We start from the raw sequence: 13,870 nt of genomic DNA, 5'->3' as shown, positions 1-13,870 counted from the left end.
GCACACTGTTCAATCCGCCGGGCAGCGACCCCCGGCAGCGGAGAAGTTATGAAAGACTGGCTGGACGAGATTCACTGGAACAGCGACGGTCTGGTGCCTGCAATCGCTCAGGACCACAAGACCGGTCGGGTATTGATGATGGCCTGGATGAACCGCGAATCGCTGGCGCTGACGGCCGCCGAAAACCGTGCCATATACTGGTCACGTTCGCGTGGCAAACTGTGGCGCAAGGGCGAGGAATCGGGCCATGTGCAGAAGTTGCACGAGCTGCGTCTGGACTGCGATGCCGACGTCATTATCCTGATGGTCGAGCAACTGGGCGGCATTGCCTGCCACACTGGCCGGCAAAGCTGCTTCTACCGCGTGTTCGAAAACGGCGACTGGAAGACCGTCGATCCGGTCCTCAAAGACCCGGACGCCATCTACCACTCAGGACACTGAACATGACCGACACCCTGGCCCGTCTGGCCGAAGTACTGGAGTCGCGCAAAGGCGCGGCTGCTGACAGCTCCTATGTCGCCAGCCTGTATCACAAGGGTCTGAACAAGATCCTGGAGAAAGTCGGCGAAGAGTCGGTCGAAACCATCATCGCTGCCAAGGACGCCGCTGTCAGCGGTGACTGCAGCGATGTCATTTATGAAACCGCCGATCTGTGGTTCCACAGCATGGTCATGCTGGCGGCCCTGGGTCAGCATCCGCAGGCCGTGCTCGACGAACTGGATCGCCGTTTCGGGCTGTCCGGCCACGCGGAAAAAGCTGCGCGCACGCAAGGTTAAGGCCTGGGCGCACGCCTGAAACTTCAAGAGGATTGCTGTAATGGGTATTTTTGACTGGAAACACTGGCTCGTCATTCTGATCGTCGTCGTCCTGGTGTTCGGCACCAAGAAGCTGAAAAACCTCGGCACTGACGTCGGCGAATCGATCAAGGGCTTTCGCAAAGCCATGAACGACGACGAAAAACAGGCTGCACCCGATGCAACGGCTCAGCCGCAGCAGTCTCAGGCCGCGCCACAACCGGCTCAGCCGACCCAGCCGCACACCATTGATGCCCAGGCCCAAAGGGTTCCAGAGCCGCAGCGCAAGGACCAGGTCTGATTCATGTTCGGTATCAGCTTTTCCGAACTGCTGCTGGTCGGCCTGGTTGCCCTGCTGGTGCTCGGCCCCGAGCGTCTGCCAGGTGCCGCACGCACCGCCGGCCTATGGATCGGGCGCCTGCGGCGCAGCTTCAACGCCATCAAGCAGGAAGTGGAGCGCGAGATCGGTGCCGACGAAATCCGTCGACAACTGCATAACGAGCACATCCTGTCGCTGGAAGAAGAGGCCCGCAAGATCTTCTCGCCATTGCAGGAAGAGGTTCTGAACCGTGATGCCTCGGCCGCCGAACCGGACCCGCAGCCCATCGAGCTGCAACCTGAACCACAACCGCAGCCGGCCGTGGCCAACGCCCCGGAAAAGCCGCGTCTGAGCCTGGAAAAACAGCCAAAACCGCTGGTCACTGCCGTGCCCGTCGCCCAACCGGCCAGCCCTTCTGATTCGTCATTGCCGCCGCGAGCCCCATGAGCGCTGAAATCCCGGAAAACGACCAGCCGATGCCGCTGGTCTCGCACCTGACCGAACTGCGGACCCGCCTGCTGCGTTGCGTGGCGGCCGTTTTTCTGGTGTTCGCCTGCCTGTTCTATTTCGCCCAGAAGATCTACACCCTGGTTTCGGCCCCGCTGCGCGCCTACTTGCCCGAAGGCGCGACGATGATCGCCACTGATGTGGCCTCGCCGTTCCTGACGCCGTTCAAGCTGACCATGATGGTTGCCCTGTTCGCCTCGATGCCGATCATCCTGCATCAGGTGTGGGGCTTCATTGCGCCGGGCCTGTACAAGCATGAAAAACGCATTGCGGTTCCGCTGCTGGTTTCCAGCATCATCCTGTTCTATGCCGGCATGGCGTTCGCCTACTTTCTGGTGTTCCCGCTGATTTTCCACTTCTTCGCCAGCGTGACACCTGAAGGCGTGTCGATGATGACTGACATCGCCAGTTATCTGGACTTTGTCATGACCCTGTTCTTCGCCTTCGGCGTGGCCTTCGAGATTCCGGTGGCCGTAGTGCTGCTGGTGTGGATTGGCGTGGTCGATGTGGCGTACCTGAAGAAGATTCGCCCGTACGTGATCATCGGCTGCTTCGTGGTCGGTATGATCCTGACCCCACCGGACATCTTCTCCCAGACCTTGCTGGCCGTGCCGATGTGGCTGCTGTTCGAGCTCGGCGTGCTGTGCAGCGGCATGATCAGCAAGCGCGGCGAACACCCTGAGGATCCCAAGCCCGATCAGCCGCCAGCACCGCTGTCGTGAACCTGCTGTTGCTTGAGGAGGCCGACTTTATCGCGGCCGACCGGGTGATCCTGCGTGATCGCCGCCTGCGGCATATGCAGGAGGTGCAGCGCGTCGAGGTCGGCGACACCCTGCGGGTCGGCCGCATTGACGGCCTGCTGGGCCAGGCCGAGGTGCTGCGCCTGGAGCCGCGTGAAGCCGAGCTGCAGGTGAGCCTGCACAGCGCACCACCGGCCAAGCTGCCGCTGACCCTGATACTGGCCGTGCCACGACCGAAAATGCTCCGTCGGGTGTTCCAGACCGTGGCCACCATGGGTGTGCCACGGCTGATTCTGGTCAACAGCTACCGGGTAGAGAAGAGTTTCTGGCAGACACCGTTCCTGCAACCGGCGAGCATCCGCGAGAATCTGATTCTCGGTCTGGAACAGGCCCGCGACAGCGTTCTGCCTGAGGTGTTGATCGAAAAGCGCTTCAAGCCGTTTGTCGAAGACCGCCTGCCCGCGATTGCGCAAGACACCCTGGGCCTGACCGGTCACCCCGGCGACTTCCCCGCCTGCCCGCGGGCTGTGAGCGGACCGGTCACACTGGCTATCGGCCCCGAAGGCGGCTGGATCCCCTACGAAGTCGAACTGCTGGGCAAGGCCGGCCTGCAACCGGTGCAACTGGGCGAGCGCATCCTGCGCGTCGAGACCGCCGTGACGGCTTTGCTGGCGCGCCTGTTTTAAGACGCTGCCAACTGTCATTTTGCTGACTGAACGCTTCAGTTTTAACAACACAGGCCGATGCAGTAGGACGTTTCGCGTTGATACATCCTACAAGGAGCCGCCATGCCTCGCTGGTTTACTGAAAGTCTCGCTAACGCCAGTGTTCGCCTGAAGCTGACTATAGGGTTTAGTCTGGTTGTATTGATGGCACTGGCAATCAGCAGCGTCGGCTGGAGCAGCATCCAGTCCCTGATCGCCCGCAGCGATCGGGTTGCCGCAATCAATGACGTCAACCAGCAGACCCTCGAACTGCGCATCCTGCGTCAGCAATATGAAGCCAGGGTCAGCCCTGAAGCGGCGAAAAATGTCAGCGATGCCCTGGACCGACTCGATGCAGGATTGCTGGTCGCCAAGAGCATGATCAGGACGCCAGAAAATCACCGCCGCCTGGAGACCCAGATCAAGGCCGCCAGTGATTATCGCCAGGCGTTCACAGACATGAGCCGTGCCATTACGACCCGTGAAGGTACGCGTAGTTTGATGGGCGACAGTGCCGATAAAGCCGTGGCCGAAATTGGCAAACTCGAAGCTGAGTTGCTCAAGGGCGACGATATTCTGGCCTTCAACAATATTGTCGGGGTCAGCAAGCTGCTGCAGCAGGCGCGTTTTCAGGTACGTGGTTATACCTATAGCGGCAGGGCCGAATTCGAAAAGAACGCCAACGCGGCCATTGATGAGGCCATGGTCGGCATCAACAGCCTGGCTGGCGACATTCCTGCATCGTTCCTGCCCACCCTGCAAGCGGCACAGGAAGGCCTCAAAGGCTACCGCGCCGCTGTCGGTCAGTACCGCGATGCACATGGCGCAGCCAACGCAGCGCTTGAGCGGATGACGCCACTGGGCGAGACGCTGGTCAAAACCAGTGATGAACTGATTCAGAACCAGAAAGCCAGCCGCGATGCGGAAAGTCAAAAGGCGCTGGTGACGATCAGCCTGGCAACTCTGGTGGCGGTGCTGCTCAGCATTCTGGCCGCCTGGATCATCACCCGGCAAATCACCAAACCACTTGAGGACACTCTCAAGGTGGTCGAGCGTGTCGCCTCCGGCGATCTGAGCCATGACCTGAAAATCGATCGTGGCGACGAACTCGGCAAACTGCAAGCCAGCATCCAGCGCATGACCCTCAACCTGCGTGATCTGGTCGGCGGTATCCGTGACGGTGTGACCCAGATTGCCAGCGCCGCCGAAGAGCTGTCAGCGGTGACCGAGCAGACCAGCGCCGGGGTCAACAGCCAGAAGGTCGAAACCGACCAGGTGGCGACGGCCATGCACGAGATGACCGCGACGGTACAAGAAGTGGCGCGCAACGCCGAAGAAGCCTCCGAAGCGGCCAAGGCGGCTGACCTGCAGGCACGCGAAGGCGACAAGGTGGTCAACGAGGCGATTCAACAAATCGAACGCCTGGCCTCGGCCATGGGCAACTCGACTCAGGCGATGAGTGACCTCAAGCAGGAAAGCGACAAGATCGGCAGCGTGCTGGACGTGATCAAGTCGGTGGCCGAACAAACCAACCTGCTGGCCCTCAACGCCGCCATTGAAGCGGCGCGGGCGGGCGAGGCCGGGCGCGGCTTTGCCGTGGTGGCCGATGAGGTGCGCAGCCTGGCGCAACGCACCCAGAAGTCCACCGAAGAAATTGAAGCGCTGATTGCCAGCCTGCAAAACGGTACTGCGCAGGTGTCGAGCATCATCGACAGCGGTCTGAGCCTGACCGGCAGCAGCGTGGAGCTGACCCGCCGCGCAGGGGTTTCGCTGGAAAGCATCACCCGTACGGTCTCGGCCATCCAGTCGATGAACCAGCAGATCGCCGCCGCCGCAGAACAGCAGAGCGCCACCGCCGATGAGATCAATCGCAGCGTGATCAACGTCAGCGATATTTCCCAGCAGACCTCGGCCGCCAGCGAAGAAACCGCCGCTTCCAGCGTCGAACTGGCCCGTCTGGGCAACCATCTGCAGACTCTGGTCAGCCGCTTTATCGTCTGACGTGCCCCGTATCACAAGCGCGGCAGGCCGCGCTTGTGTTAACTGCATCACCCTCTGCAACCGTTCAGAAATGTCCTACGACCGGTTCAGGTCGACTCTCCCCGACTCCTGCCGATGCGCTCATGACGCATTCAATAGCGCAGGAGCTTCCCGATGTTTGCATTGATCAACCGCACGCTCGACAACCTGAGCGTCAGAGTCAAACTCACCCTGGGTTTCGGCCTGGTCCTGGCCTTGACCCTGGCCATCACCCTCACCGGCTGGCACGGCCTGGACAACATGATCGAACGGTCCGAGGCGATCTCGTCCATCGGCCAGCTCAGCAACCTGACCAAGGACCTGCGTGCCGAGCGGATCATCTTCCGTGAAGAAAGCACCCCGCAGAGCGCTGCTCGCGTTGAAAAACGCCTCAACGAACTGGAAAGCCATCTGGGTGTGCTGCGCAAGGAGGTCGAAAGCCCGCAGAGCCTTGACCTGCTGACGACACAAAGCCGGATCATCGCCAGCCTGGAGAAGACCTTCGCCGAGCTGAGCCTGCAACGTCAGATGCGCGACCAGACCAGCCAGAAGCTGGTGCAGCAGTCGGCGCAGGCCGTCGCCGCTGTTGGCCAGGTGGAAACCGAGGTGCTCAAGTCACTGAGCCAGGAACAGGACAACGCCGAGCGTCTGGAAGAGTTCACCAATCTGGCGCAGCTCAAGCAGCAGATCCAGCTGGCCCGCTTTCAGGTCCAGGCCTACACCTTCAGCGCCAAACAGGAAGATGAACACGCCGCCGTAACGGCGATCGACGAAGCGCTCAAGGAGGTTCAGGAGATTGCCCGCGAGCAAGCCGAAGACAATCTGCAAGCGCTCAAGCCAGCTGCAGAAGCGCTGCAACAGTACAAGGAACAACTGGGGCGTTTTCGCGATGCGCAGGCGGGGGTCGAGCAAAGTCAGGAGGCCATGGAAAGCCTCGGCGACCAGATGCTCGAATCGGTGGCCGAGCTCATCAGCCAGCAAGGCGCACAGCGCGATGATCAGGCCAGCCGCTCGCGCACCGCGCTTACCGGGGTCGCCGTGCTGGCAATGGGTATGGGATTGCTGGCAGCCTGGGTGATGACCCGGCAGATCATCGTGCCGTTGCGCCAGACCCTGGCGGCCGCCGGGCGTATCGCCCAGGGTGACCTGAGCCGCAATCTGATCGTTGAGCGCAATGATGAGCTGGGCCAGTTGCAACGCAGCATGCAAGACATGACCGAGAACCTGCGCGGGCTGCTCAGCGGCATCGGCGATGGCGTCAACCAACTGTCCAGCGCCGCCGAGCAACTGTCGGCAGTCACTGAGCAGACCAGCGCCGGGGTCAACAGCCAGAAGACCGAAACCGACCAGGTCGCCACCGCCATCAACCAGATGGCCGCCACCGTACTGGAAGTGGCCAGCAGCGCCCAACAGGCCTCGAACGCGGCGGTTCAGGCTGACCAGCAAGCCCGCGATGGCGATCGGGTGGTGGGCGAAGCCATCGGCCAGATAGAGCAGCTGTCCCAGGAAATGCTCAACTCCACCCAGGCAATGAATCGCCTGCGCCAGGAGAGTGACAAGATTGCTGGCGTTCTGGATGTGATCAAGTCGGTGTCACAGCAGACCAACCTGCTCGCCCTCAACGCCGCTATCGAGGCCGCTCGTGCCGGCGAAGCAGGACGCGGGTTTGCTGTGGTGGCCGACGAAGTTCGAAGCCTGGCGCAACGCACCCAACAGTCCACCGAAGAAATCGAAGAGTTGATCGCCGCCCTGCAAAGCGGCACGCAGCAGGTGGTCAGCACCCTGGACAACAGCCGCAGCCTGACCGAGCAAAGCGTCGAACTGAGCCGCCGGGCGGGCGCTGCGCTTGAGCAAATCACCCGCACCGTCACCGGCATCCAGGACATGAACCGCCAGATCGCCACCGCCAGTGAGCAGCAGAGTGCAGTGGCCGAACAGATCAACCGCAGCGTGGTTAATGTGCGCGAGATCTCGGAGCAGACCGCCACGGCCAGCGAACAGACGGCCTCCTCGAGCATTGAACTGGCGCGGCTGGGCACCCGGCTCAAGGAACTGGTGAGCCGTTTCAAGGTTTGATTATGCGAGGCTGGCCGGCAGGCGACTGACGTCCTTATCAAACAAGATCACAAACCATTGATCGGGAAGGGATACCCGGTAGGAGCGGCCGAACGACGATCCGCTTTAGCCGCTTACTGTTCAGATAAGCACTGCGGACCCAGTGGGAGGGGGACTCTGCCCGCGAAGAAGCCGGTAAAGTCACAGTATCTGCTGCGACTTTGCCGCCGTCTTCGCGACCAAGGTCGCTCCCACCCAATCCTGATCTGAAATACAGTGGGAACGAGCTTGCTCGTGAAGGCGGCATTACATTCACAGCAAATGTGCTGCCTCGCGCATCAGGCCGGCACCGGTACCGGTTCAGGCCTGACCGGTTGCAACGGCAACAACGGCGCATGCGGGTCGGCGTCGATGGACGCGTGCCAGGCCGCCAGCCACTCAGGATGCCGCTGGCTCCACACTTGCTCGTGCAGGCGCGACAGAGCGACCGGGTCACTGAGCAGCATCAACCGCTCATGATTACCAAGCTTCTCTGGCCCGGCCTGCAACGCCTGCTCCACCCGCTCGACGCGCAAGGCCTCGATAGGCGCAGCCTCACGGTGTCGTGAGGTGGCCATGGCACAGGCCAGGGCGTTCTGCTGCGGATCGACCACGGCCCGAACGAAGCCGTCATTAAGGGCATGCCAGCGGTTCTCGTGGGTGTACTGATCAGTGGAGATCAGTTCCTGTGGCGTGTCGTACTCCTCAGGAATCAGGAACAGCTTCTCGTCACGCGCCTTCAGGCCCAGGCCGGTACGGCTGGAAATCACCGAGACGGGAATCGACAGCATCAGCGACACCACGATAGGCGCCAGCCACCACAGAAAGCTCGGGTTCAGCCAGGCCACCAGAGCGGTCCACAACACCCCCAACAGGGTCTGCGGACCGTGACGCTTGATGGCCTCGGACCATGGTGTGGAGTCGTCGTCACGCTGCGGTGAGTTCCAGGTCGCTGCCCAGCCGAGGAACGCGGCCAGTACGAAGCGGGTATGAAACAGCATGCGCACCGGTGCCAGCAGCATCGAGAACAGCATCTCGACGAACATCGACACCGTGACCTTGAACTTGCCACCGAACGACTTGGCGCCCTGAGCCCAGATCAGGATCACACTGAGCAGCTTGGGCAGGAACAGCAGCACGATGGTCGTCGAGAACAGGGCGATGGCTTTTTCCGGGTGCCACTGTGGCCACAACGGGTACAGCTGGCGCGGCTCCAGGAAGTAGGTCGGTTCCATCAGGGTGTTGACCGCCAGCAGCGCGGTGGACAGCACCAGAAACAGAAACCACAACGGCGCTGACAGGTACGACATCACCCCGGTGAGGAACACCGCACGGTGGACCGGGTGCATCCCCTTGACCAGAAACAGGCGGAAGTTCATCAGGTTGCCGTGACACCAGCGTCGATCACGCTTGAGCTCGTCGAGCAGGTTGGGCGGCAATTCTTCGTAGCTGCCCGGCAGGTCATAGGCAATCCACACGCCCCAGCCGGCACGGCGCATCAGCGCTGCTTCAACGAAGTCATGGGACAGAATCGCACCGGCGAACGCACCTTTACCGGGCAATGGCGCCAGGGCGCAGTGCTCGATGAACGGCTTCATGCGAATGATCGCATTGTGTCCCCAGTAATGGGATTCACCCAGTTGCCAGAAGTGCAGGCCGGCGGTGAACAGCGGGCCGTAGACGCGGGTGGCGAACTGTTGCAGACGCGCGTACAGCGTGTCCATGCCCGACGCCTTCGGCGCGGTCTGGATAATCCCGGCGTCCGGCGTGGCTTCCATCAGGCGCACCAGGCTGGTCAGACACTCGCCACTCATCACGCTGTCGGCGTCGAGCACTACCATGTAGCGGTAGTCGCTGCCCCAACGGCGGCAGAAGTCGTCCAGGTTACCGCTCTTGCGTTTCACGCGGCGACGGCGACGGCGATAGAAGATCTTGCCGAAGCCATTGGTTTCGCGGCACACGTCAAGCCAGGCCTGTTGCTCGGCCACGGCGATGTCGGTGTCGTTGGTATCGCTGAGGACGAAGAAATCGAAGCGATCCAGGTCGCCGGTGGCAGCCACCGACTCGAAGGTCGCACGCAGGCCGGCAAACACCCGTGGTACGTCTTCGTTACAGATCGGCATCACCAGCGCGGTGCGGGCACCGGGTTCAATCGGCTCGTTACCCGCACTGGCTCCGGAGATCCGGTACTTGTCGCGCCCGGTCAGCAGTTCCAGAAAGCCCATCAGAGCGGTCCAGAAACCGGCCGACACCCAGCAGAACAGAATGCCGAACATCAGCAGGATGGTGGTCTGCAAGGCATACGGCAGCACCTGCATGGCGGTCTGCACGAAGGTCTGGCGGGTGATCTCGTCCAGCGACACCAGTGACCAGCCCTGGTACGGCAGGATGCCCTTCATGTACCAGCCCGCCACGGCGGTCTGGCCGAGCATCAGCAGCAGCAGGATATAGCGACGAATCGAGCCTACGGTACGCCAGCGCGACTTGGGCAAGTCCCGCGGCAGATCGCTGTAGTCCGGCTTGGGCGGATTGGTCTTGCCAGTCAGCCGCCGCCAGCCACGCACCAGAATATTGGTGCGCCATGGCTCCGGCACGACCCGGGTACGCTTGATCGGCGGCGCCACCTTGAGGCGGATCCGGCCGTTGGCATCGACATCGAGCAGTTCGGCTTCGCGCAGTTCGTCAGCAGTCGACAACGCCAGGCGGGTGCCCACCGAGGCCTGGGCGGCCTCGTCGGATGCACTGCCAGGCTGCGCCGACAGGCGCCGGTGCAGTTCGGAGAAAGACGTGCAGCCGGCCAGTTCGGCGCGCTGCTCGTCACTCATTGGCAGGTGTGCCAGGTACTCGTTGAGCGACTCTGGCACTGGAACGGAATTACTCATCGCTAGGCAACTGGTAGCTCCAGGTCTCGGTCAGGACTTGCAGAGTCTTGGCCGGTTCTGGAAGGGTGGGCGCAGCCTCGGCAGCAGGCTGCTGGGCGTCTTTGTTGGTGGCATCGGCATCTTTACCTGCTTCAGCCTTGGCCACTTCAGGCTTGCCAGCCTCAGGCTTGGCGGCCTCGGCCTTGCCTGCTTCAGGCTTGGCCGCTTCAGGTTTGCCTGCATCGGCCTTGGCGACTTCGGCCGCTTTGACCGCTTCAGCCTTGACCACCGCTTTGTCGTCTTTGACCGCGTCTTTGGCAGGCGACTTGGCAGCAGCCTTCTTCTCTTCATTGGCCACCAGCACCGCTGGCTCCTTGCCTGGCTCTGCTGGAACTTCACGCAGCAGGTAGGCACGCATCTCGACCGGACGGCTGGCGTCCTTGACCTTGATCCTCAGGCTCAGGCGGTAGCCTTTGGTGACCGGGTTGTAACGCAGGGTGTTTTCGACCAGCTCGGTGTTTTCATCGGTGGTCACTTGGCTGCGAATGGTCTTGTCTTCTGGCTGCGCAGCCAATACAGGACCGACAAAGTCGACCTGGAAGGCAATGCTGCCGTCAGGCTGGCGAATCAGGTTGGCCTGACGCACATCACCCAGAGAACGCAGGGTCTGCTTGACCCAGCCCAGATCTGGCGAGTGGATGGCGTTTTCATCCTTGGTCCAGTGGATCCGGTAGTTGAACTCCATCGGCTCACCCGGAGCCGGCAAAGTGTCAGGCTTCCAGAACGCCACAATGTTGTCGTTGGTCTCGTCGGCAGTCGGGATCTCGATCAGCTCGACCACGCCCTTGCCCCAGTCGCCACGCGGTTCGATCCAGGCACTTGGACGCTTGTCGTAGCGATCGTCGAGGTCTTCGTACTGGCTGAAGTCACGACCGCGTTGCAGCAGGCCGAAACCACGCGGGTTTTCCACCGAGAAACTGCTCACAGCGAGGTGTTTGGGGTTATTCAACGGACGCCATACCCACTCACCATTGGCTGCCTGGATCGACAGACCGCTGGAGTCGTGCAGCTCTCGACGGTAGTTGGACATGCGCGGCGGCTGATGGGTGCCGAACAGGAACATGCTGGTCAACGGCGCCACACCAAGCTTGGTGACCTTGTCGCGCAGGAACACCCGCGAGCGGACGTCGACGCGGCTGCCGCTGCCAGGACGCAGGATGAACTGATAGGCACCGGTGGCACGCGGCGAGTCGAGCAGCGCGTAGATCACCAGGTGGTTGTCGTCTGCACCCGGCTTTTCGATCCAGTATTCCTTGAAGCGAGGGAATTCTTCGCCGGACGATACGGCAGTATCGATGGCCAGACCACGGGCCGACAGGCCATAGACCTGGTCCTTGCCGATCACGCGGAAGTAGCTGGCGCCCAGCATGGTCATGATTTCGTCGAGCTTGTCATCCTTGTTGATCGGATACAGCACGCGAAAACCGGCGTAGCCGAGTTTCTCGGTCGCCTTGGGGTCGAACTTCAGTTCGCCGAAATCGAACCGCGAAGGATCGTACTTGATCTCCTCGACCGTGGTAGCGGTGACTTCGTTGATCTTCACCGGCGTGTCGAAATGCATGCCCTGATGATAGAACGACAGCTTGAACGGAATCTTTTCGCCCGCCCACTCGGCCTTGTCTTCGCGGAAACGGATTTTCTGGTAGTCCGCGAATTTCATCTCACGGAACTCGCCCGGCAGGTTGCTCTTCGGAGCTTCAAACTTCTGCCCGGCCAATTCCTTGGCCTTTACCGCCACATCATCAAGATTGAATGCCCATAGCTGGCCTGAGCCAAGCAGGCAAAGCATGGCAGTGCCAGCCATCAACGCGCCACGCAGCCGCGTTACAGGTTTTTTTGGAGCATTACAGGGACTAACGATCACGAGCAACCCTCGCCGAAAACAGATGAAAAAACCAACGGCCAGCTATCCAGTGCCGGTTGGCGAGCATTGTTCCGACTGCGAAAGGGGCCAATGATTCCCCAAATCGCTGCCGAAGGTTTATTTGCCCGACCGTCCGACAGGCCACCAATGATGGCCATTTAGCGCGCGATTATCCTGTAGCGCGCGCCACAACGCATCAGGTGTGACAAAGTTTTTATTGCTTGGTTACCCAATCGATACAGGACGCAGCGTTTGAGCGCTTTTTTCAGGTCTCGAACAGGAAAGTCACAGGACCGTCGTTGGTCAGGTGAACTTGCATGTCAGCTCCGAAACGCCCGGACTCGACTCTTGGATGAACCGTTTTTGCCTGTTGCAGAAGATAGTCGAAAAGTTCGGCCCCGAGAGCCGGCGGCGCTGCTTTGGAGAAACCCGGACGCAAACCGCTGCGGGTATCAGCCGCCAGAGTGAACTGGGAAACCAGCAACAGACCGCCCTGCACGTCGCGCAGAGACAGGTTCATCTTGCCGTCGGCATCGCTGAATACCCGGTAGTTCAGCAGCTTGTGGAGCATCTTGTCGGCACTGGCCGGCGTGTCTTGCGGCTCTACCCCCACCAGAACCAGCAGGCCCTGGTCGATAGCCCCGACCACTTCACCCTCTACTTCAACACGCGCGCCACGCACGCGCTGTAGCAAGCCTTTCATCAAGCATCCTTAACACAGAGAGAGGATGGCCGAGCCGCAGACACCGGGCCGGCCAGACAGATCAGGCCTCTTCAGGCGCCAGATCCAGCAACTGGCGGGCGATCTGCGCCGCGGCCCGTACCAGTGCATCAGTGATACCCGGCTCGGCGGCGGCGTGGCCGGCCTCGCGGATGATTTGCAGTTCACTGCCCGGCCAGGCCTGATGCAGGTCCCAGGCGTTGTCCAGCGGACAAATCACATCGTAGCGGCCATGAATGATGATCCCCGGCAGATGGGCAATCTTGTGCATGTCGCGCAGCAACTGGTTGTCTTCCAGAAACGCATTGTTAACGAAATAGTGCGACTCGATGCGGGCAATCGACAGCGCCCGCTGCGGCTCGCTGAAGCGCTCGACCACCTGCGGATTGGGCCGCAAGGTGGCGGTGCGTCCTTCCCAGCCAGACCAGGCCTTGGCCGCGTGCATCTGGGCGATCTGGTCGCTGCCGGTCAGGCGTTTGTAATAGGCGCCCAACAGGTCATGCCGCTCTTCGACCGGGATCGGGGCCAGGTAATCCTGCCAGTAGTCGGGGAACAGCCGGCTGGCACCGGACTGGTAAAACCACTGAATCTCCTGCGGGCGGCACAAAAATATGCCACGCAGGATCAACGCGTGCACGCTTTCGGGGTGCGCCTGGGCATAGGCCAGGGCCAGGGTCGAGCCCCATGAGCCGCCGAACAGCACCCATTTTTCGATACCCAAATGCAGGCGAATGCGCTCCAGGTCTTCGATCAGATGCGCGGTGGTGTTGTTTTCCAGGCTCGCGTGCGGCGTCGAGCGGCCACAGCCGCGCTGGTCAAAGGTGATAATGCGGTACAGGGTCGGGTCGAAATAACAGCGGCTTGCCGCATCGCAGCCAGCCCCCGGCCCGCCATGAATGAACACCACCGGCAGCCCCTCGGGCGAACCACTTTCATCGACATAGAGCACATGCGGATCTTCCACGGCCAGATCATGCCGGGCGTAAGGTTTGATCTGTGGGTACAAAGTCTGCATAGCGGCTCCATGTTCCGGTTCGAGGGCGTCATCAATACTGCCGAGGTCATCATAAACCCGAAACGAGTCATCAGCATGCTGCACGTTGATGATCGTCCGTTTCTGAACGCCAAGCGTGCGAACCAGAGCGCGCAGCTCCGGTCAGAGACCCCATGCGGTTTTTTATTGATTG

Annotated in this window: 12 protein-coding genes and 1 pseudogene; 9 read left to right on the top strand and 4 right to left on the bottom strand. The window is 61.2% G+C overall.

What is annotated here, in order from left to right:
• Positions 1-48 precede the first annotated feature (48 nt).
• From hisI to PSCI_RS30135, 9 genes and pseudogenes are all read left to right on the top strand, one after another.
• Positions 49-441: a phosphoribosyl-AMP cyclohydrolase gene (hisI, locus tag PSCI_RS11165; RefSeq protein ID WP_045486456.1), complete on the top strand. Its 393-nt coding sequence runs from the start codon at positions 49-51 to the stop codon at positions 439-441.
• 2 nt (positions 442-443) lie between these two features.
• Positions 444-776: a phosphoribosyl-ATP diphosphatase gene (locus tag PSCI_RS11160; RefSeq protein ID WP_045486453.1), complete on the top strand. Its 333-nt coding sequence runs from the start codon at positions 444-446 to the stop codon at positions 774-776.
• A gap of 40 nt (positions 777-816) precedes the next feature.
• Positions 817-1,095, top strand: coding sequence for a twin-arginine translocase TatA/TatE family subunit (locus PSCI_RS11155; RefSeq protein ID WP_045486450.1), 279 nt, complete (start codon positions 817-819; stop codon positions 1,093-1,095).
• 3 nt (positions 1,096-1,098) lie between these two features.
• Entirely contained in the window at positions 1,099-1,560 is a 462-nt protein-coding gene (gene tatB, locus PSCI_RS11150; protein ID WP_045486447.1) for a Sec-independent protein translocase protein TatB, read from the top strand.
• Positions 1,557-2,342, top strand: a complete 786-nt coding sequence (tatC, locus tag PSCI_RS11145) for a twin-arginine translocase subunit TatC (RefSeq protein WP_045486444.1) — start codon at positions 1,557-1,559, stop codon at positions 2,340-2,342. Before tatB ends, tatC begins: the two co-directional genes overlap by 4 nt.
• Complete coding sequence (locus PSCI_RS11140; RefSeq protein WP_045486442.1) at positions 2,339-3,046, top strand: 16S rRNA (uracil(1498)-N(3))-methyltransferase; 708 nt, start codon at positions 2,339-2,341, stop codon at positions 3,044-3,046. The genes tatC and PSCI_RS11140 overlap by 4 nt, the downstream gene beginning before the upstream one ends.
• Positions 3,047-3,229: 183 nt before the next feature.
• On the top strand, positions 3,230-5,065 hold the full coding sequence (locus tag PSCI_RS11135; RefSeq protein WP_442965468.1) for a methyl-accepting chemotaxis protein: 1,836 nt from the start codon (positions 3,230-3,232) through the stop codon (positions 5,063-5,065).
• A gap of 153 nt (positions 5,066-5,218) precedes the next feature.
• Positions 5,219-6,301: pseudogene (locus tag PSCI_RS30140) on the top strand (methyl-accepting chemotaxis protein); the annotation flags it as partial.
• Positions 6,287-7,159, top strand: a complete 873-nt coding sequence (locus tag PSCI_RS30135) for a methyl-accepting chemotaxis protein (RefSeq protein WP_373568464.1) — start codon at positions 6,287-6,289, stop codon at positions 7,157-7,159. The pseudogene PSCI_RS30140 and the gene PSCI_RS30135, both read left to right, overlap by 15 nt.
• Before the next feature lie 317 nt (positions 7,160-7,476).
• Here PSCI_RS30135 and mdoH read toward each other — a convergent pair whose 3' ends face one another.
• The 4 genes from mdoH to pip form a co-directional block, all read right to left on the bottom strand.
• On the bottom strand, positions 7,477-10,059 hold the full coding sequence (gene mdoH / locus PSCI_RS11125) for a glucans biosynthesis glucosyltransferase MdoH (protein WP_045486435.1): 2,583 nt from the start codon (positions 10,057-10,059) through the stop codon (positions 7,477-7,479).
• Positions 10,052-11,968: a glucan biosynthesis protein G gene (locus tag PSCI_RS11120; protein ID WP_269451205.1), complete on the bottom strand. Its 1,917-nt coding sequence runs from the start codon at positions 11,966-11,968 to the stop codon at positions 10,052-10,054. Before PSCI_RS11120 ends, mdoH begins: the two co-directional genes overlap by 8 nt.
• 259 nt (positions 11,969-12,227) lie before the next feature.
• Positions 12,228-12,665 carry a D-aminoacyl-tRNA deacylase gene (gene dtd / locus PSCI_RS11115; RefSeq protein WP_045486432.1) on the bottom strand — a complete coding sequence of 146 codons (438 nt, stop codon included), beginning with the start codon at positions 12,663-12,665 and terminating at the stop codon, positions 12,228-12,230.
• 61 nt (positions 12,666-12,726) lie between these two features.
• Positions 12,727-13,698 (bottom strand): prolyl aminopeptidase, encoded by a 972-nt coding sequence (gene pip / locus PSCI_RS11110; RefSeq protein WP_045486429.1) that lies wholly within the window; start codon positions 13,696-13,698, stop codon positions 12,727-12,729.
• Between the last annotated feature and the right edge of the window lie 172 nt (positions 13,699-13,870).

This window comes from Pseudomonas sp. StFLB209, from assembly GCF_000829415.1.
Taxonomy (GTDB): Bacteria; Pseudomonadota; Gammaproteobacteria; order Pseudomonadales; family Pseudomonadaceae; genus Aquipseudomonas.
Note: the sequence above shows the minus strand (reverse complement) of the source record. Positions and strands in the feature narration are given on the sequence as shown.

Bases quoted from the DNA above. Each gene is read 5' to 3' on its own strand.
- tatB (WP_045486447.1), top strand. From the start codon at position 1,099: ATGTTCGGTATCAGCTTTTCCGAACTGCTGCTGGTCGGCCTGGTTGCC.
- PSCI_RS11135 (WP_442965468.1), top strand. From the start codon at position 3,230: ATGGCACTGGCAATCAGCAGCGTCGGCTGGAGCAGCATCCAGTCCCTG.
- dtd (WP_045486432.1), bottom strand. From the start codon at position 12,665: ATGAAAGGCTTGCTACAGCGCGTGCGTGGCGCGCGTGTTGAAGTAGAG.
- hisI (WP_045486456.1), top strand. From the start codon at position 49: ATGAAAGACTGGCTGGACGAGATTCACTGGAACAGCGACGGTCTGGTG.
- tatC (WP_045486444.1), top strand. From the start codon at position 1,557: ATGAGCGCTGAAATCCCGGAAAACGACCAGCCGATGCCGCTGGTCTCG.
- mdoH (WP_045486435.1), bottom strand. From the start codon at position 10,059: ATGAGTAATTCCGTTCCAGTGCCAGAGTCGCTCAACGAGTACCTGGCA.
- PSCI_RS11155 (WP_045486450.1), top strand. From the start codon at position 817: ATGGGTATTTTTGACTGGAAACACTGGCTCGTCATTCTGATCGTCGTC.
- PSCI_RS11160 (WP_045486453.1), top strand. From the start codon at position 444: ATGACCGACACCCTGGCCCGTCTGGCCGAAGTACTGGAGTCGCGCAAA.
- pip (WP_045486429.1), bottom strand. From the start codon at position 13,698: ATGCAGACTTTGTACCCACAGATCAAACCTTACGCCCGGCATGATCTG.
- PSCI_RS30135 (WP_373568464.1), top strand. From the start codon at position 6,287: ATGCAAGACATGACCGAGAACCTGCGCGGGCTGCTCAGCGGCATCGGC.